The sequence below is a fragment of the Leptospiraceae bacterium genome (assembly GCA_024233835.1).
Classification (GTDB): Bacteria; Spirochaetota; Leptospiria; order Leptospirales; family Leptospiraceae; genus JACKPC01.
Genome location: JACKPC010000003.1, coordinates 782,118 through 801,243, shown reverse-complemented (window position 1 = coordinate 801,243; position 19,126 = coordinate 782,118). Strand labels below are relative to the sequence as shown.

14 protein-coding genes are annotated in these 19,126 nt (G+C 35.0%); 10 read left to right on the top strand and 4 right to left on the bottom strand.

Going from position 1 to position 19,126, the window contains the following annotated elements:
* Positions 1 to 34 precede the first annotated feature (34 nt).
* Genes smpB through plsY form a run of 3 tightly spaced genes read left to right on the top strand, consistent with a single transcriptional unit; the run spans position 35 to position 2,492 of the window.
* Positions 35 to 520: an SsrA-binding protein gene (gene smpB / locus H7A25_17755; protein MCP5501753.1), complete on the top strand. Its 486-nt coding sequence runs from the start codon at positions 35 to 37 to the stop codon at positions 518 to 520.
* Entirely contained in the window at positions 517 to 1,863 is a 1,347-nt protein-coding gene (gene der, locus H7A25_17750; protein MCP5501752.1) for a ribosome biogenesis GTPase Der, read from the top strand. The genes smpB and der overlap by 4 nt, the downstream gene beginning before the upstream one ends.
* Positions 1,863 to 2,492 carry a glycerol-3-phosphate 1-O-acyltransferase PlsY gene (plsY, locus tag H7A25_17745; GenBank protein MCP5501751.1) on the top strand — a complete coding sequence of 210 codons (630 nt, stop codon included), beginning with the start codon at positions 1,863 to 1,865 and terminating at the stop codon, positions 2,490 to 2,492. Before der ends, plsY begins: the two co-directional genes overlap by 1 nt.
* Positions 2,493 to 2,502: 10 nt before the next feature.
* On the opposite strand, the gene H7A25_17740 is transcribed toward plsY, so the two are convergent.
* The 3 genes from H7A25_17740 to H7A25_17730 all read right to left on the bottom strand — a co-directional run bounded on the left by H7A25_17740 (position 2,503) and on the right by H7A25_17730 (position 6,160).
* Positions 2,503 to 4,497 (bottom strand): response regulator, encoded by a 1,995-nt coding sequence (locus H7A25_17740; protein MCP5501750.1) that lies wholly within the window; start codon positions 4,495 to 4,497, stop codon positions 2,503 to 2,505.
* A 138-nt stretch (positions 4,498 to 4,635) separates the two neighbouring features.
* A complete protein-coding gene (locus tag H7A25_17735) occupies positions 4,636 to 5,481 on the bottom strand; it encodes a flagellin (protein MCP5501749.1) in 846 nt (281 codons plus the stop codon).
* Positions 5,482 to 5,845: 364 nt separating this feature from the next.
* Entirely contained in the window at positions 5,846 to 6,160 is a 315-nt protein-coding gene (locus H7A25_17730) for an STAS domain-containing protein (protein MCP5501748.1), read from the bottom strand.
* 154 nt (positions 6,161 to 6,314) lie between these two features.
* On the opposite strand from H7A25_17730, the gene H7A25_17725 reads away from it, so the two are divergent.
* The 7 genes from H7A25_17725 to H7A25_17695 all read left to right on the top strand — a co-directional run bounded on the left by H7A25_17725 (position 6,315) and on the right by H7A25_17695 (position 15,799).
* Positions 6,315 to 7,271 carry an MBL fold metallo-hydrolase gene (locus H7A25_17725; protein MCP5501747.1) on the top strand — a complete coding sequence of 319 codons (957 nt, stop codon included), beginning with the start codon at positions 6,315 to 6,317 and terminating at the stop codon, positions 7,269 to 7,271.
* Positions 7,272 to 7,313: 42 nt separating this feature from the next.
* Positions 7,314 to 8,801 carry a glycerol kinase GlpK gene (gene glpK / locus H7A25_17720; protein MCP5501746.1) on the top strand — a complete coding sequence of 496 codons (1,488 nt, stop codon included), beginning with the start codon at positions 7,314 to 7,316 and terminating at the stop codon, positions 8,799 to 8,801.
* Positions 8,802 to 8,872: 71 nt separating this feature from the next.
* Positions 8,873 to 9,307 carry a hypothetical protein gene (locus tag H7A25_17715; protein ID MCP5501745.1) on the top strand — a complete coding sequence of 145 codons (435 nt, stop codon included), beginning with the start codon at positions 8,873 to 8,875 and terminating at the stop codon, positions 9,305 to 9,307.
* Positions 9,304 to 10,704 carry an N-acetylmuramoyl-L-alanine amidase gene (locus H7A25_17710; GenBank protein ID MCP5501744.1) on the top strand — a complete coding sequence of 467 codons (1,401 nt, stop codon included), beginning with the start codon at positions 9,304 to 9,306 and terminating at the stop codon, positions 10,702 to 10,704. The genes H7A25_17715 and H7A25_17710 overlap by 4 nt, the downstream gene beginning before the upstream one ends.
* Entirely contained in the window at positions 10,667 to 11,623 is a 957-nt protein-coding gene (locus H7A25_17705; protein ID MCP5501743.1) for an amidohydrolase, read from the top strand. Before H7A25_17710 ends, H7A25_17705 begins: the two co-directional genes overlap by 38 nt.
* A complete protein-coding gene (locus H7A25_17700; GenBank protein ID MCP5501742.1) occupies positions 11,620 to 13,614 on the top strand; it encodes a hypothetical protein in 1,995 nt (664 codons plus the stop codon). The genes H7A25_17705 and H7A25_17700 overlap by 4 nt, the downstream gene beginning before the upstream one ends.
* A gap of 82 nt (positions 13,615 to 13,696) precedes the next feature.
* Positions 13,697 to 15,799 (top strand): Cache 3/Cache 2 fusion domain-containing protein, encoded by a 2,103-nt coding sequence (locus H7A25_17695; GenBank protein ID MCP5501741.1) that lies wholly within the window; start codon positions 13,697 to 13,699, stop codon positions 15,797 to 15,799.
* A gap of 59 nt (positions 15,800 to 15,858) precedes the next feature.
* Here H7A25_17695 and H7A25_17690 read toward each other — a convergent pair whose 3' ends face one another.
* Positions 15,859 to 19,104, bottom strand: coding sequence for a response regulator (locus H7A25_17690; GenBank protein ID MCP5501740.1), 3,246 nt, complete (start codon positions 19,102 to 19,104; stop codon positions 15,859 to 15,861).
* Positions 19,105 to 19,126 lie beyond the last annotated feature (22 nt).

Here is a 19,126-nt window from a genome sequence, read left to right as displayed (position 1 = left end):
CTTTAAAATTATGGTCTAATCTGCGGGTACTATCATGGGAAAGAAGAATAAAAAAGAGGATAACTCCGGTCTGGTTGCAGTAAATAAGAAAGCCGGTTTTAACTTTGAACTGTTGGAGTTCTTAGAGGCCGGTATTGTACTCACAGGTTCCGAGGTTAAAAGCTGTCGAGAAAAAAAGGCGAACCTTACCGATGCCTTTGCTAAAATAAAGGGAGGGGAAATCTTTTTGGAAAGTTTTCACATTACTCCCTATGTTAACGGTGGCTATGCCAATCATCCGGAATTAAGAGCCCGTAAGCTACTTTTACATAGAAAAGAAATCGATAAGTTAGAGCGTAAAGTAAAAGAAAAAGGTCTGGTGGTTGTGGCAACAAAAGCCTATTTCAAAGAAGGTAAATTTGTTAAAATCCAGATTGCTCTTGCAAAACCGAAAAAACAATACGATAAGCGCGATGATCTACAAAAGCGTGATTCCCAGAGAGAAATCGATAGGGCATTAAAGAATAGGAGTCGGTTTTGAACGCTGTACCTAAAGTAACGATTGTGGGAAGACAAAATGTTGGAAAGTCTTCTTTATTTAACCTCCTGAGTAAAACCAAGCTTGCTATTACCCATGACTATCCCGGTGTAACCAGAGATATATTAGAAACTACTATTAAACGAAAAGAATTTCAGACACAATTCGTTCTCTGTGACTCCCCCGGTCTGGATCTGGAAAAAACCGATGAGCTCAGTACAAACATTATTCGTCGAGCAGAAGAACAACTAAACAGCTCTGATTTGATTGTCTTCGTTTTAGATAAAACAGAAGTAACTGAGTATGATTACAAGCTTGCCGAATTATTTATGAGGGATAAGAACTTTCAAAAGAAAGACATTATTTACTGTGTAAACAAAGCGGATAAGGAAGAAGATGATCTGGATCTTGAACTATTTTATCGCATCGGTCTTCCGGAAATTCTACCGATTTCTGTAAAAGGTAGAAGGAATATCAAGCTTCTTATTGAGAAGATGAATTTCTTTTTAACCTCTCGCACAGGAAATGCAGAAAAGAATATAGACTATAGTATTAGTATCATTGGCAAACCTAATTCGGGTAAGTCCAGTTTATTAAACGCCCTTTCAGGTCAGGAAAGAGCAGTGGTGAGTAATGTTCCCGGCACCACAAGAGATTCAATTAATTTTATCCTGACTCACAAAGAGAAAGTAATCGAAATTATTGATACTGCCGGAATTCGTAAACAGAGCAAGGTTTCCAAAGATAAAATTGAGTTTTTATCCTTTAACCGAACTATTAAAACTATCGAGTCTTCTAATATAGTAGTTCACATGATAGACGCAGAAAAAGGTGTAGGAGAATTTGATAAAAAAATCTTCGGTCTCATTCGAGAAAAGAAAAAGCCCCTACTCCTTGTCATTAATAAATGGGATCTGATACAGGAGAAAGACAGTAATACTTTTGAGAAATACAAGAAACACATCATTTCTCGATTTTTTGCCTTAAAAGAAGTTCCAATAATCAGTATCAGTGCAACTCAGAGGCAGAGAATATTCAGGGTCTTAAATGAATGTGATGAAATACATCGTAAATTAAGTTTCAAAGTAAGTACTTCTAAGTTAAACCAGGATATACAAAAGTGGATGAGTGAAAATAAGATGATAGGGATCATGAAGCGAGCCCCTAAACTCTATTACAGTACACAGGTATCCACCAGTCCTTTCAAGGTACTATGTTTTGTAAACGATGAAAGCCTATTCAAAAAACCCGTATTAACTTATCTAAAAAAGAGAATATTAGAAGAATACGATTTAAAAGGCTTCGATGTAGAAATAGAAATTCGTCCCCACAGGAAAAAAAGATAATGTTTTACATAGCTCTGGCTATATCTTTCCTGCTCGGAGCTATTCCTTTTGCCTACCTTATCCCTAAACTCAAAGGAATTGATATACGAAAAGTAGGAAGTAAAAATCCGGGTGCAACGAATGTACGAAGAGTTCTGGGATGGAAATTCGGCATGTTAGTTCTTATTCTGGATATATTGAAGGGTATGCTCGCTATTTACTATATAACTTATTACTGTCCTGAAAAAACTATCGATCTTACATCGGCACAACTTTTAGCAGGCTTCCTATCTATTATTGGGCATACTTATAGTCCATTTTTAAAATTTAGAGGAGGAAAAGGAGCAGCGACTTCCCTCGGTGTATTTCTTTATTTAATTCCTGTCCCTACTCTATTGGCTATTTTTACTTTTATCTTATCCTTAAAACTTTTTAATTTTGTGTCTCTTTCTACAATCATAGCTTCGCTCTCCCTACTCGTCTGGTATTTCTTTTTGTATTATACTTCTTTCTTGCGCGGATATTCAAATATAATGCTATCGGTAATTATAGTTATTTTACTTTTAATCATTATTCGGCATAGAACGAATATTCGAAGATTGTTAGATGGAACTGAATTGAAATATAGAGATAAAAACAAAGATAAATAAGACAAACTTGTTATTTGCAGATATATGAAGATATAACTTCCAGTAGTTCTTCTTTTGTAAAAGGTTTGAATATATGAGAATTCATTCCGGCCAGGAGACATTCCTGAATGCTATCCTGGGTAACATTGGCTGTTAAAGCTATAATAGGTAAATTTATATATTTATCTAATTTCCGAATCTGTTTTGTTGCTTCGATACCATCCATAACCGGCATTTGTATATCCATTAGAACTAAATTTATATTCTCATTTAATTCCTGAATGGCCTCCTCACCATTAGAAGCCAGGCTTACATTAAAACCCATAGATAAAAGAATTTTCTTGGCTATTAATTGATTAATTTCATTATCTTCTACTAATAAAATATTCTGCTCTTTACAATTTTCAAGTAATTTAACTTTTTCGTTTTTTACGATCATCGAATTACTTTCCTGGATATAAAACTCTGTGGGAATGTAAAATGAAAAGGTACTCCCTATTCCCTGAATACTATCCACTACGATATCTCCTCCCATCATATTTACTAATTTTTTTGAAATTACAAGCCCGAGTCCGGTTCCACCATATTTTTTTGTAGTCGAGTTCTCTGCCTGCACAAAGGCTTGAAATAGTTTCTCCTGTTGCTTTTGTTCTATTCCGATACCACTATCACTTACAAAAAAATTAAGTATGCAACTTTTCTCATCCAGCTTTTGAAATTTTACAATAATTCTAACTTCTCCTCTTTCTGTAAATTTAATTGCATTCCCTACTATATTCAATAGGACTTGCTTTAATCGTAAGGAATCAATCAGGAAGAAGTATAAACGAATCTCATCATCGAAAGACATAGAAAAAGAAAGTTTTTTATTCCTTGCCTTCGTTTCATTTAAAACACTTACCTCATATATAATTGTGTAAATTGATACCTTTTCTTTATTAAGTTGCATTTTAGCTTCTTCTATTTTTGATATATCTAATATATCATTCACAAGTTGTAGTAAGGTAGAACTGGCTATTTGAATTTTATGAATGTATTCTAACTGTTCAGAAGAAAAATTATCTTTTGAAATAATTTGAGAAAAACCTAAGATTGCATTAATTGGGGTTCTTATTTCATGACTCATATTGGCTAAAAATTCACTTTTTGCTTTATTGGCTTTTTCTGCCTTTAATTCGGATTCTTTACGAGCAATGTTTTCTTTGCTCAGTAAGAAGAATAAAATAGTCAAAGCAAAACTTATTATTATTCCAACAAGTCTCAGTATCTTCGAAAAAAAAGAAGGTTTTTTCCATTCCTCTTTTAATTGAAAAGCAAATAAGAGTTGTATATTAGAAAGCTGTAAGGGTAATATAATGCTTTCATTTCGAAAAAATTCATGCTTACCGTACATAATCTTTCCGTTTACCATAAGTCCCAGATTAGCTTTGTTATTCACCTTTTTCTTTAACTCTTCAAATTTTAGAATATCATAATTTATTACAATACTAAGAATTCCCCAATAAGTACTATCTTTTAAGAAAACCGGAATTCTATAAATGAAAGCCCGTCCTCCTTGAATCAAATGTATGGGACCTATAATCCTAGCCTGTCGTAGACGAATCATATCTTCTATATCGGGCCATTGATCAGCTTGTTTTTCATAGTTTAAGCCCAGGGCTTTTTCATTTCCTCGCAAAGGGTATAAGTATCGAATGATATTATTAGGTGCAAGACCGATGTTGCGTACATATTTACCCTGCTTATAAATAACCTCCAGCATTTCATTAATTAACTCTTTATTTACAACCCCCTTACTTGCAAGAATATAGCTTATGAGACCTGAGGTAAGATGTATTTGAGAGTTTAATTCTGTTTCGATTTTTACACGAAATTCGGAAGCTGTATAAAATATTTCTTTTTGAATTTTTTCCTGATCAGCTTCTGATTGTAACTTAAATACAAATTCGGATCCAAAAAAACAGAAAACAAATAAGAGTAGGCTTAGAAGCCGTATACTCCAGATAGATTTAAAGAAATAATGCATAGAATAAATTTATTACAGATTATACCTGAACCTTAACATTACAGGCAAGTTACTTTCTATACATAAATTGAATACTTAAAATAAAAAAAGGCACCCTTTTCAGGATGCCTTCTACTGCTGGTTTTTGTAAAAACCTGATTATCTGAGAAGTTGAAGAACAGATTGAGGTCTTACGTTAGCCTGGGCAAGCATAGCAGTTCCAGATTGAACAAGGATCTGGTTTTTAGTGAAAGATACAGATTCTTCAGCCATATCAGCGTCCCTGATCCTGGATTCAGAAGCCTGAATGTTTTCATAAGCAACCATTAAGCCTTTTGTAGCATGCTCAAGTCTGTTTTGGTATGCACCAAGGTTAGCTCTTTGTTTGTTAACTTTGTAAAGAGCGTCATCCAGAGTAGCAATAGCTTCGTTTGCTGATTCTGCAGTAGAGAGAGTAAGCATTGTTCCATCTGCTCTTTTTAGACTCAGGGCTGCTGTAGTCATAGTAGAGATGTAAACTCTTTCTCTCTGATGCTGGTTTGCACCAACATGGAACCACATAGAAGAAAGTTGAGATCCTCTGGCAAAGTGACCTTGAAGAAGAGCCATTTTGTTAAATTCTGCCTGAGAAGCGATTCTGTCGATTTCATCGATTAACTGAGAAACTTCAACTTGAATCATTTGTCTGTCTTCAGGAGTGTAAATACCGTTAGCAGCCTGAACAGCCAGAACTCTCATTCTTTGCAGAATATCGCCTGTTTCATTCAGGTATCCTTCAGTAGTTTGGATCATGGAAATTCCATCTTCAGCGTTTCTCTCAGCCTGTCTTAGACCTCTGATCTGGCTTCTCATTTTTTCAGATACAGCAAGACCGGAAGCATCGTCACCAGCTTTGTTGATTCTCATACCGGAAGAAAGAACGGACATGTTTTTAGAAACTTCGTCGTTTTGGAATTTCAGTGTTCTATGTGTGTTGATCGCGGATAGGTTGTGATTAATGATCATTAGTTTCCTCCATGAAACTTTTGTTTATGTTTTTTTTACCAAAGGCATCCTGCCTTTTGGTTTATAGTATTCGACAGTTTTTAATTTGTCTACTTAATAATCGGTTTCAGGAGGGTCAGAATTAATTCGAAGTTTTTATACAAAAATCATTAAAATTTAAGCTCATATAAAAAGAAATACCCATTTTTCAGGTGTATACAGAATTACAAAAAATTAAAAAAAATTTATTTTTTTCCCTTTCAATTCTATTTTCGTAGAGTTTTACAAAATCGATTATACACTTTTTTTCTAAAACATCCTTTTTTTAGAAAAATTATTAGAAATTTTGGGAGAAAACGGAGGAGAAAACCGGGATAAATCCCGGTTAGATAATATTCAGATGTTTATCGAGATTTGCAATTTTTAAGATGGTCATGATTTCATGGCTTATGTTTTTGATTTTTAAAACACCACCATTATCTGCGAGGTATTTTTGAGAATTAAAAAGAGAGCCGATTCCTGAAGAGTCAATATAGACATTTTCACCCAGATCAAGAATGATTTCCTTATGCCCTTCATCAGCTAACTTTGTTATCATTTCTTTAAGCTGAATCGCATTTTTTAGGCTAATATTACCTTTCAAATGTATTGTGCAGACTGAATCCTGAATTTCTACTCTAGTATCTAACATGTTCCCCATCACTTTATTTGTTTCTGTTTTATTGTAAACCAGAAAACGTATTTAAATTAAGTTTATTTACTTTGTTTAAAAATACAAATCTTTTTCTAAAAATAATAGTAAAGCAAAAATTTCTTCTTGCACTGATTAGTGTTTTAATTAGCTTATAAATCCAATGAAAGTAAAGTTTTGGGGAGTAAGGGGCTCTATTGCAGCTCCTCTTACAGCTACAGCTATTAAAAAGAAAATTAAGCGTATACTTTCACTGGCTAAACCCTCTGATATTCAGAGTGAGACTTCTATCGACCGCTTTTTAGAGTCTTTATCTTTTTCTACTCGAAGTACTTTTGGTGCAAATACAACTTGTGTAGAACTACGGGATAAAGATGAAAATGTGATCATTATCGATGGTGGGACAGGCCTTAGAGAGTTAGGAAATTCTCTTTTAGGAAAGGGTTTTTTGGAAGGGAAAGGTTTTGCACACTGGTTATTTACACATTCCCACTGGGACCATATACAGGGAGTTCCTTTTTTTGTTCCACTCTACATTCCGGGTAATCATTTTGAATTTTTTACCTGTGTTCCCGGCATGGAAGATAGGCTTAGATACCAGCAAAACGAAAAACATTTCCCGGTACCTTACGAAGGATTTAATGCTACCCGAAATTTCACTTATATGCAGGAAGGGCAGTTGTATAAATTGGGTGAAAATATTACTGTCGCTTCGAAAGCGGTTCGTCACCCCGGAGGAAGCTTTTCCTATAAATTTATAGAAGAAGGTAAATCCTTCATTTTTTGCTCCGATGCGGAGTTCAATATTGATGAAATGGAAAACATTGAATCCTATATAGAATATTTCCAGGATGCAGATGTCCTTGTTTTTGACACCCAGTATACATTTGAAGAATCTTTGAATAAAATTGACTGGGGACATAGCTCAGCTTCTATTGCTACGGATATCGCCTTAAAAGCCGGTGTAAAAAAACTTGTTATGTTTCACCATGATCCCTCCTACGATGATGAAAAATTAGATACTGTTTATTTAAGAGCCCTGAACTACAAGCATATGTTTGATAGAAATAACGAACTCGAAATCATTATGGCCTACGAGGGCCTGGTTCTGGATATTTAAAATCGCTTTTTTCTATATAAAATTATTACATTCGGAGGAACAATGACTGAATTTATTATTGGGATTGATGCAGGGACAACAGGGATAAGAACTTTTTGCTTTGATAATAAAGGTAAAGTTCTATCCATGGCTTACGAGGAATTTACTCAAATATTTCCCAAGCCGGGTTGGGTAGAACATGACCCTATGGAAATCTGGGTAAAAACGGAAAGGCTCATTTCTCAAGCTATAGAGAAGGGAAAACTTAAACAAAAAGATGCTGTAGCTATTGGAATTACCAATCAGAGAGAGACGACTGTCCTATTTGATAAAAATACAGGAGAGCCTGTTTATAATGCTATTGTCTGGCAATGTAGAAGAACTACTCCTATCTGCGAAGATTTGAAGAAGAGTGGTCTGGAAAAAGATTTTCGTAAAAAAACCGGTCTTGTAATAGATGCCTATTTTAGTGGAACTAAGATTCAATGGATATTGGATCATGTGAAAGGGCTTAGAAAAAGAGCAGAAAAAGGCGAAATACTTTTCGGAACTATCGATACCTGGCTTCTCTACAAGCTTACCGGTGGGAAAAGTCATAAAACCGATTATACAAATGCTTCCCGTACCCTGATTTATAATATCAAAGATTTAAAATGGGATAAAGAACTCTTAGAAGCATTAAAAATACCGGAAAGCATTTTACCGGAAGTCCAGTCCTCTCGCTCAGAATTTGGCTTAACGAACGGGGTTAAAGGTTTAATCGATGGTATCCCTGTTACTTCTCTCGTTGGGGACCAGCAGGGAGCCCTATTTGGACAGTTATGCACAAAAGTTGGAGAAGCCAAAAATACTTACGGAACGGGCTGTTTCCTTCTGTTTAACATAGGAGACGAATTCCAGATTTCTAAAAATGGATTGGTTACCACCCTTGCCTGTTCCGGTAAAGGAAAACCTGTTTATGCACTGGAAGGTTCTATCTTTATTGGTGGTGCGGTGGTTCAATGGTTACGTGATTCCATGAAGTTTTTCCCAAATGCTTCTGACTCAGAGCAGATCGCTACAAATGTAGGTTCTTCGGATGGAGTCGTTTTTGTCCCCGCTTTTGCAGGGCTCGGTGCACCACACTGGGATATGAACGCAAGAGGAGCGATATACGGGCTTACCCGAGATACTACTCCTGACCAGATTGTCCGTGCAGCTTTGAAGTCTATAGCTTTACAATCTTATGAATTAGTTCAGGCCATGGAAAATGATACAGGTAAAAAACTGAAAAACCTCAAGGTTGATGGAGGAGCCACCAGCAATAACTTCCTGATGCAATTCCAGGCGGATATATTGAATACAAAAGTTTTACGCCCGGATAATATTGATACTACTGTATTAGGTGCTGCTTATCTTGCAGGTTTACAAACAGGATTTTTTAGTTCTGTTGACGCTTTAAAAAAAGAAATGGTACAATTTAAAGAATTTGAACCTCATATGAAAAAAGCTAAGCGGGAAGAAGAAATAAAAGCCTGGAATGAAGCCATCAAAAGAACTAAATCTTTTTGAGATATACTTAAATTTTATTAAGAAGCGTGCATTAACACACGCTTCTTTACAATTTTCGATTAGAGGTATTTATGAATTTAAAAAATTTTTTTATTATCCTTACCCTACTCTTTTCTTCTTTCTTTTCATCTCTTTACGCTATTGAAGAAAAAGATTTTGTAGGGATGTGGGAAGGAATTGATCAACAGGGAAGAAAAGTAGCCTTTTTATTTCAGAAAGAAGGTTATCTAACCATTATTACGAGTAAAAAAGTAATAGGTGGACAGGCAGGTACGGAAGATGGACTCAAGACTTCTTTCAAATACAGTTTTGATGCTAACCAAAACCCTATTCATCTCGACTTTTCTCAGACCAAAGGAGAAAAAACTGAAACCGTGAAATTGCTTGCCAGATTCATTGACCCTTACAGACTTTTGCTGTATGGTGAAGGCGATGCGAATAATCGTCCGGCAAAGATTAATTTCAATGACAGTAAAAACCTGGTCATCTTATTTAAAACCTATTGATAACTTTCTGTCCTTCTTACTCTAACCGGGTGGCAAAGCCCGGTGTATTTTCTTTTTTATCCCTCCTATCTCTCAGTTTATTTGTTTTATCCTGTAAACATACACCACATAAGTATTATGATACTTTAATTTTTCATTCTCAATCCGCTAAATCTTACTATAAAGCCTCTGAATCTGAACTCAAAATATATTCCAGTTCTCCCGGCCATAAAAATATAAAACCCGAAATTGTAATCTTCAAAGAAGAATTTACGACTTTTCAAAATCTGTTTAAATATTTCGAAGAAACAGAGCTAAGAGATATTTATTTATCCAAGAAATCTCAAAAATTATCTCCTGCTATTATTAATGAGCTGAATAGAAGAAAAGAAAAGCATGAAGACTGGAAAGAGAAACAAAAAAGGAGAGGAGGAGAACTCGCCGGTTTAAAAGTTGCCATCGATCCGGGACATACAGGCATTGATCAAGATACTGCTATTTTAGAAGACCGATATATTCGTATTCTATCTCCTGATAAAAAAGAATACTTTTTTTATGAAGCCAAGCTTGCCTTCCAGACTGCTTATATCTTGAAAAAAATGTTGGAAGATAGAGGGGCTACAGTGCTTCTCACCAGACAACAAAATGGAGATACGGCTTTTGGAAAAAGCTTTTTAGAATGGAAAAAATCAGATAAAGAATTTTCTTTAAAAAAATCTCTGGATGAAGGGAAAATTACCGACAAGGAATATCGTTTTTTATTAAATGCTAAGGATAGAAAACTCTTCCATGAATATTTTAAACATATTGAATTAGAAAAAAGAGCTGAACTCATTAATGATTTTCATCCGGATTTAAGTGTTATCATTCACTTCAACATAGATGAAGAAAGTTGGAGGGGGATAAAAAAAATACCCAAATTTTTTCCTATTTCGAAAAATAATTATAGCATGGTATTTATCCCCGGATGTTTAGATAGGGAAACCTTACAGTCTCTTCAAGGTAGAATCGAGCTTTTAAGACTACTGTTGACTGAGGATATGCCACAATCGATTAAACTGGCCTCATCCCTGGAAGAACAATTTAAAAAGGAATTGAAAATTCTCCCGGTTCCTAATGGTTATAATTTATCCTATCTAACTAAATTTAGTTTGTATTCCGGTAAAGAAGGAGTTTACTCAAGAAATCTTCGTCTGACCCGTTTGATTCATGGTCCTATTGCTTATGGAGAGAGCTTATATCAGGATAATGAAAAAGAATATCCGGAACTATCTAAAGAGACTTATGATTTTTTCGGAATAAAAACTTCTAAAAGAATATGGCAGGTAGCCTTTGCCTATTATCAAGCCATATTAAATTATCTTTCCAAAAAGGATACAAATGTTACCCTGTTATGCCTGCCAGCATTCAGATGCTGAACGTAAAAATAAGGGATTTTTTCGTTGGAAAGGTGAAAATCTCCCTCCCCTATATGAAAAAGATCCATCTCATATCGATTTATTAGAGCAATATAATATTCCTTTTATTTTTGACATCCATACACATTTTTTTCCGGAATACATTATGAGATTAATCTGGAAATGGTTTGATAAAGTTCAATGGGATATTGCTTATCGTTTTTCTACGGAGAAACGCCTGGAGGAGCTTAAGAAAAATCGTGTTTCCTATTTTACGAGCCTAAATTATGCTCACAGACCGAATATGGCAGAAATGCTAAATCTCTGGGTTTATGAAAATTGTCTTCAAATTCCGGGTATGCTGGCTTTCGGAACTTTCTATCCGGAAAATGGAGTTCTAAGATATACAAAAAAAGCTGTTGAAGAGTATGGATTGAAAGGTTTCAAACTTCATTGTGAGGTTTCCAAATTGAATTTGAATCTTCCGGAGCTCCATTCTGTTTTTTTATATCTGGAAGAAAAGCAAATTCCCCTTGTTATACATACGGGAACGGCTCCCTTAAAGGGTGAGTTTACAGGTATCTCATATTTTGCTCCCTTTATGCAAACATTTCCGAGACTAAAAGTAATTGTTGCACACATGGGGGCGGCAGAAATAGAAGAATATGCAAATCTTTTTGCTATTTATCCAAACCTGTATATGGATACTACTATGGTTTTTGTGGACTTTTTAGCAACCGGTGAATCAGTAGATGAGGTATTTTTTCTCCTGGAAAAATACAGTGAACGTATTTTCTTTGGCTCTGATTTTCCGAATATTCCCTATTCCTATAGTCATGCAGTGAAAAGTATATTAGAAAAAAATATAAGCAAAAAAACAGCTCAAGAGATATTCTACAAAAATGCTATCAAATTCTTTACTATTCGGGAGTTCGTATGAAGCTTCAAAACAAAATTTTCCTCTCTTTCCTTCTCAGTTTTATGGTTTTACAAGTAACTTGTAAATCTTTTTTTCGAAAAGACCTTCAAAAATTCGACAATACCATTCAGGGCTTCGAACAATTTGATCTGTATACCAAACGTAACTTTTTGGGATACGTAAAAGATAAGAATGGCTTTTCACCGGGTATGGTTTATGAAGGAATGGTAAAAAAAGATAAACCCGAAGGCATTTTTAAAAAGAAGTATGATTCGAGAACTAAGCTCGGAGCCTCGGCAAGAGTTCAGGGAATGTTTTCCTTTGGAACTAAGCTGGATCTAATAGAAGAAGTAGAAATTGAACTAATAAACCCTCGTGTGGAAACTTTAGAAAATCCTAAAATATTAAACTCTTTTGCAAATGATGAAAATATGAAGAAGATGAAGTATATTTCTTCTGTTATGTATGCAGATGAAGTTAAAGTAAAGTTAAAAACCCAAAAAGGAGTCGATTTTGATGCGAAGGCCTATCTAAATCAGCAATTACCGGGTTTGCAGGTGGGTGTAGAAAACAGTATCCAAAAAGGAGAAGAGGAATTTACTTTCTGGAAGGATGTCTATATTGGCTATCAACTCAGAAGTTATGATGGAAAATTTGTTCCGAGTGAAAGTGAAACAAAGATGAAAGTCGTTGTTCTACCCTTTGAATCCAATAATAAAGAGAAGGAAGAATATCAAACATTTTTGCAAATGGCCACCGTATCTGTTTTACACGAACTACAGGTAAGCGTTCAAGAGCGAAGCAGCAAACAGAAAGAGTTGGAATCTAAATATATGGAAGATATATCTATTGTCAATGAACTCAGTGCCAATACTCTACTTTCCGGTAAACTTTACTTCGCCGGTAACAAAGCCAAGATTTACTGTGACTTAAAAGATAAATATGGTGAAGTTATTCAGGGAAGTCATATCGACTATACAATAAACCTTGAAGGAAAGGATGTATTTGTAGTAGAAGAAGAATGGAAAAAACTTCTTTTGGAAAAATATAATTTTCTGGCTCCCGAAACAAAAAATGTAGAAACTAAACCTTCCAATTTTGCAACTAGCAACGAAGAAGCTTACATTTCCTATATTAAAGGTAATGAGAAATATCTTGAAATGAGTGAAAAGAGCCTGGAAGAATCTGAAACCCTTCTAAAAAAAGCAATAGAACTGGATCCCAAGTTTTACAAAGCTCATGCCCTACTCTCTGAAGTTTATTCTTCTCGCTACTACCTTTACCACGTTTATAATGAAAGTAGCTATGAAAAGTATAAATCTCTATCAAAAGAAGCAGCACAGAAATCTTTAGCACTTGCAGCTAATGAATACAAACCCAACCGTGCAATGGCTCTTTATTATGACCTTATTGAAGAAAACTCGAAAGAATCTAAAAAATACTTTGAAAAAGTTTTAAAAGTTAAACCGGAAGATGCCCTATCTAAAGTATTTTTAACTTTTATAAATACTATAGATAAACAAAACTTCGAAACCAAGCAGGAAATGTTAGATGCCTATAACCTGAACCCCAACCTGTTTTATTCCAACCAGTTATATGGCTACTGGCTACAAAAATTTAATGCTATGGAAGAAGCCAAAGAGAAATACGAGAAAGCTGTAAGCATTTTTCCTTCTATTTTAAATATCTACGTTTTGCTTGCCAGCATGTATGATAGTGAAAAACTATATAATAAATCCTTAACTTATCTCGAAGAAGCCAACAAAAAAGTACCTAATAACCTATATTTACATACCTGGCTTGTGAGATTAGCAGAAAAATCTAAAAATTATGATAAAGCTATTCAGTATGCTGAAAACGCGCTTTTATTAAAACCCCAGATATTCTTTTATGAAAGTCTCGGTTCTCTTTATTTAAAAAAGGGAGATAAACAAAAATCAAAAGAATACTATCTGGATGCTTGCTCTAAAGGAAGTAAAAAATCCTGTGATGAGCTAAAAAAAATCTTATAGAAGATTTTTAATCAAAATATAAAATATTTATTTACAAAAATTAATTTTTAATTACGATTCGCTTTTGGGGAGCTTGTAGATTATGAAAAATTTAAAATTTTCCGTTCGCCTGAGTGTTGTTTCTCTGGCAACGATAGTCATTTTACTTTCCGGTGGTTTAATTAGTCTTCTTTACCACTATGCCACCAAACACTCCGTGCATGAATTAGTAGAATCCATGATGGAAAAAATAAGCCATCACACCATTGATAAGACCCTATCTTACCTGCATGATGCACCGGTAAATGGAGAAATTACTGAATTTATGTTTACAGAAGGTTTACTCCAGGCAAATAATTTTAGCCAACTGGAAAGAAACTTTCACAGCATACTAAAAGCGAACACCCAGTTTGTTTCTGTTATGTATGGTGATGAAATAAGCGGCAACTTCATCATGGCAAAAAAAATGCCGGATAATAGTATCAGTATAAAACAGATACTACGAAAAGGCGGGAAAGCGATCACCACCTGGAAACATGAAAATAAATCCTTTATCAAAGAATACACTGATAAAATCGAAGAAGATGAAAAAGGATATGACCCCAGAAAAAGAAGCTGGTATAAGGATTCTAAAGCCAAAAAGGACCATATTTGGACTGATGTTTATATTTTTGAAACCGAGAAGAAGCCCGGTTTAACCTATAGCACACCGATTATCAAAGGAGATAAGCTACTGGGTGTTCTGGGCATTGATATAGGCATTGAAGGTATTTCTTATTTTTTAGGAAAAGTTAAAATAGGAAAAACCGGAAAGGCATTTATTATAAATAAGGACTATAAGATTGTCGCTCACCCTCTTTATGAAGGAGAAAAATTCCATGAGTTAGATGAGTCGCATGGTGACGACGAGGAAGACCATGAAATTATTAATTCCATTCATGCTTTTAGAGAATATGCAAAGGGAAAAACCTTTCAAGACTTAAAAGTCAAACATACATTCTTTGAGCATGTTCATGAAGGCGAAGAGCACTTAAATATGTACTACGCTTTTAGCGGTCATCATGAATGGATGATAGGTATTGTTGTCCCGGAAGATGACTTCATGTATATAGCCAAAAGAAATAATATGATTATCTTAATCATTTCGTTTGTTCTAATTTTTATAGCTGTAATCATTGGAGTTGTTTTTTCGAGGAAAATATCCAAACCACTTTCTCAACTCGGAACCGAAATGGATAATATCAAGAACTTCCAACTGGATTCGAATATAGAAATATCCTCTTCTTTAATTGAAGTGGAACAAATGGCCCAATCATTCGTAAACATGAAGAAAGGGCTTCAATCTTTCAAGAAGTATGTTCCGGCAGACCTGGTGCGAGAGCTAATATCCATGGGAAAAGAAGCAAACTTAGGTGGAGAGAAGAAAACTCTTACTATCTATTTCTCTGACATCGCAGGTTTTACTTCTATTTCAGAGGCCATGAAACCCGAAGAACTGGTATTACATCTCGGGGAATATATGGCTTCATCCAGCCGCACTATCATTGATAATAAAGGAACCATTGATAAATATATCGGTGATGCTATCATGGCTTTCTGGGGTGCACCTGCTGAATTACCCGAACATGCAAAATTTGCCTGTCGTTCTGCACTTCTGGTAAAAAGTAATCGTAAGGAACTTGAAAAAAAATGGAAAGAAACCGGAAAACCTGTTATTAAAGATAGAATCGGTATAAACACCGGTGAAATGATTGTGGGTAACATCGGTTCCGATAATCGTTTGAACTATACGGTTATTGGAGACAGTGTGAATCTGGCCAGTCGTATCGAAGGTTTAAATAAATACTACGGAACAGAAATTATGATAAGTGAATCAACTCATGCTCTGGTGAAAGAAGATTTCGACACCCGTAAATTAGATTTTGTAGCTGTTAAAGGCAAGGCAACAATGGTGACCGTCTATGAACTTTTGGGAGAAAAAAATTCCCTTACGAAAGAGTTAAAAGACCATATTGCTCTTTATGAAAGCGGCCTGGAAAATTACCTTCAAAGAAACTGGAAACAGGCTATCGAGAATTTTGAAAAATCTCTCAAACTCAGACCGGATGATCTGGCTTCTGAAGTTTTTATAAAACGCTGCAAAGATTATTCTGAGAATCCACCACCCAAAGATTGGACCGGAGTTTACCAGATGACAAGCAAGTAAGAGTTCTGAAGTAAATGCAGGGGCTGCTCTGTCACAGCCTCTGCCCTAAAAAAAGTCCATTACTTATTTCTCATAATCCAGATTCCGGACCAACCGGGTAATGCTCCCACATCTTCCATAGTAATACAGCGTTCCAGGTAAATCTTTAAGAGAAAATCCCCCGGAAACTCTTTTAAGAGAACATGAAAAAACTTCGAGGCTTCTTCAAATTCTCCTCTGCGATACAGTTCTAAGGCAGGTTGCATTTGTTCGACAACACTCAATTTTTTCTGAATTACTTCATCTGAAAAAGAATCTAAAACCTCGTATAACTTCTCCGGTTTTGTTTTTCCCTTTACAATCACCTCATCCAGAAAACGATAGCGAAACCGGTCTTTTTGTACTAACTGCGTTAATACATTATCTGTAACAAGAGTTGCAGCATTATAATAGCCGGCAAGACCTTCAATTCTTGCAGCCAGATTCACATTATCCGAAAAGCTATCTACCTGTAAGCGGTTACTTTCACCTACAATTCCAAAAGTCATATCACCATAGTGAAGACCTATTTTCACTTTTATACTTGGATCTAATCGGAAAATTTGATTTGCCTTCTCAAGAGTTTTATGGATACGAATAGAAGCCTGTATTGCTAAATCAAGATTCTTTGGAAAAATAGCCATAATTCCATCTCCGAGGTATTTAATAATTATACCACCCTGTTTTCGAATGATAGGACAAACAAGCTTGAGATAATTATTAATCATTTTGTAACCCTCATAAGGACTTAGAACTTCTGATATATTTGTGAATCCAACTATATCAATAAACATCACTCCCATTTCTACATCTATATACTGGTTTAAGTCAATATCTAAGAAATCTTCTATTTCTAATATTCTTAAAAACTCATGTGGCACAAAGCGACTGAATTGTCTGGAAACCTTTGCATTTCTCAGATGTAATTGAATGCGAGAAAAAAGCTCTTCTTTTAAAAAAGGCTTTGTTAAATAATCATTGGCTCCCGATTCCATCCCCTCCACCACATGCAAATCTCCTGATCTTGCTGTTAACATAATCACCGGAAGTTCTAAAGGAGTATATTTCTTCCGAATTTCCTTACACACTTCATAACCGGAAAGTTCCGGCATCATCACATCCAAAAGAATTAAATCAGGCTTCTCTGATTTTAATAGTTGAAGGGCTTTTTTACCCGAATCAGCACGGCTTATGAAAAAACTTTCTGTCTCCAAATAGTTTTCTAAAACCTGTAGATTAATAGGTTCATCATCTACGATAAGCACCTTAATTTTTCCTGAAAGTTTTTCCGGAAAAACTACTTCTTCTCTTTTTTTGTCTATAAAATCTATTTCTTTAAATAAGGCTATATCTATAGTTTCTGCTTGAGTTATTCCTGAATCTCGAATCGGCAGGGTAAAGGAAAAACAGGAACCTTTTCCAGGTGTTGACTCTACCCAAATTTTACCACCATATAGCTCTACCAGTTGTTTACAGACACTTAGGCCGAGACCCGTTCCACCATATTTTCTTGAAATAGAAGAATCCACCTGCTCGAAGGAGTGAAAGATATATTCATACTTATCTCTCGGAATCCCAATCCCGGTATCCATAATCTGAATAATAAGCTCCTTTTCATTCTCTTGTTTTGTTTGGACACTTACACTTCCCTCATGTGTAAACTTAATCGCATTCCCTATCAGGTTCATGAGAATTTGTTGTATTCTTCCTTCATCCGCATAGACCTTGACTTTTTCAACATGATTCATTAATTGAATATCCTTTATTCTTGCTGACTGTTGATGTAAACGAAAGACAAAGTCAACAAGACCGTACAGCTCTATTTCTTTTTGTTGTAAAACTATATCTCTGTTCTTTAATTTTGAATAGTCTAATATATCATTTACAAGGTTTGTCAAACGTTTACCGCTCAATATGATTAAAGATAGGTTCTCCTTTGCCCTTTCGGTCAGTTGAAAGCTTTTATCCAGCATAGAATCGGCGATTCCTACAATTCCATTGAGAGGTGTTCTAAGCTCATGAGATGTTTTCGCTAAAAATTCATCTTTTATCTTATCCAGAGTTTGTAGCTTTTCATTTTGCTCTTCCAGCTTCTTTGAATACTCTTTTAGTTCTAAAGAGAGAATTTCACTAACATAAAAAGCCCTTGAAAATTTTCGAGATTGTAAAACCGCCTGGGAAAAGATAAAGAGAAAAAGACCGAGAGGACTATAATACCCGGTATTAATCATTAATTGGCTAAATAGAATATCATTAATGATAGCGATAATAAGAGGAATACCACCTAAAGTGTATATATAGATTTCTTCCATCTTACTTTTTAATTCTTGAATGATAAATACTAAAATAAACAATATGATTAGAAAAATATAAGATTCATAATAGACGAGAGTTTTCGTAAAATAGTAAGTAGGAAAAAATATAACATATAAACTAAAAACCATCCCTATAATCAAAGATAAATAAGTAAGACTTCGATAGAATTTTTTCTCGAAAACATAATAGGTATATAATACAAAAGAAGGTGTTCCGAGGTATAAGGTTAAATATTCGAGCCTGTAAACAAAGGAGAAATACTCTTCACTGAATTGCCAGTATAAAAAACGATTTCCTGTACATAAGGTTCGAAGCACCAAAGAAAAGCAAAAGAGTCCGAACCATAAGGGAGAACGATCCTTTCTTCTTATTAAATATAAACTCCAGTGATAAAAAGCCATGATAAGAAGACTACCCACCAGAAACCATTCAAAGCTAAGGTCTTTATTATTTTTTTCATGAATGTCTTTTTCTTTTCCGAAAAGAATCGATTCCCAAATTCCTCCTGAATCACCATGATAGTAATTCGAAACCCGGATGATAATTTCATAAGAATTCGCAGAGGGCAAGGAGATAAGCTGAGAACGATAAGAAGGCTTCATTTCTTCCCGGCTCTTTCCTACCCTTCCATTCGATACATAAACTCTTCCATTGATTTCCAGTGTATAAGCCGAACTTATAGGATTAATCTTAAAAGCCAGGGTTTCGTTGTCTATATCGGGTAGATCTAGAATTAACCTGAAAGTCCCATAACCCTGAGGACGAACTTCTCCGCTCTCATGATTACTCCAATTGGAAGGAACTTTAAGGTAAAAAGGCTTTACTTGAAGTCTTTCTGGATTTAAAAAATCCTCATGGCTTAAAAGCTCTTTCCAGTAGAATTCCCAGAAACCATCGAGACGAAGAATGCCCTTTGATAATTCTTGCCTTGTAATTTGTAGCTTTCCCTTTTCCACTCTTTTAAAATCCATTTCAGGAATTTGGCAGGAAAAA

Bases quoted from the DNA above. Each gene is read 5' to 3' on its own strand.
- smpB (MCP5501753.1), top strand. From the start codon at position 35: ATGGGAAAGAAGAATAAAAAAGAGGATAACTCCGGTCTGGTTGCAGTA.
- H7A25_17700 (MCP5501742.1), top strand. From the start codon at position 11,620: ATGAAGCTTCAAAACAAAATTTTCCTCTCTTTCCTTCTCAGTTTTATG.
- H7A25_17730 (MCP5501748.1), bottom strand. From the start codon at position 6,160: ATGGGGAACATGTTAGATACTAGAGTAGAAATTCAGGATTCAGTCTGC.
- H7A25_17725 (MCP5501747.1), top strand. From the start codon at position 6,315: ATGAAAGTAAAGTTTTGGGGAGTAAGGGGCTCTATTGCAGCTCCTCTT.
- H7A25_17695 (MCP5501741.1), top strand. From the start codon at position 13,697: ATGAAAAATTTAAAATTTTCCGTTCGCCTGAGTGTTGTTTCTCTGGCA.
- H7A25_17705 (MCP5501743.1), top strand. From the start codon at position 10,667: ATGTTACCCTGTTATGCCTGCCAGCATTCAGATGCTGAACGTAAAAAT.
- H7A25_17740 (MCP5501750.1), bottom strand. From the start codon at position 4,497: ATGCATTATTTCTTTAAATCTATCTGGAGTATACGGCTTCTAAGCCTA.
- H7A25_17735 (MCP5501749.1), bottom strand. From the start codon at position 5,481: ATGATCATTAATCACAACCTATCCGCGATCAACACACATAGAACACTG.
- plsY (MCP5501751.1), top strand. From the start codon at position 1,863: ATGTTTTACATAGCTCTGGCTATATCTTTCCTGCTCGGAGCTATTCCT.
- H7A25_17690 (MCP5501740.1), bottom strand. From the start codon at position 19,104: ATGGATTTTAAAAGAGTGGAAAAGGGAAAGCTACAAATTACAAGGCAA.
- glpK (MCP5501746.1), top strand. From the start codon at position 7,314: ATGACTGAATTTATTATTGGGATTGATGCAGGGACAACAGGGATAAGA.
- H7A25_17715 (MCP5501745.1), top strand. From the start codon at position 8,873: ATGAATTTAAAAAATTTTTTTATTATCCTTACCCTACTCTTTTCTTCT.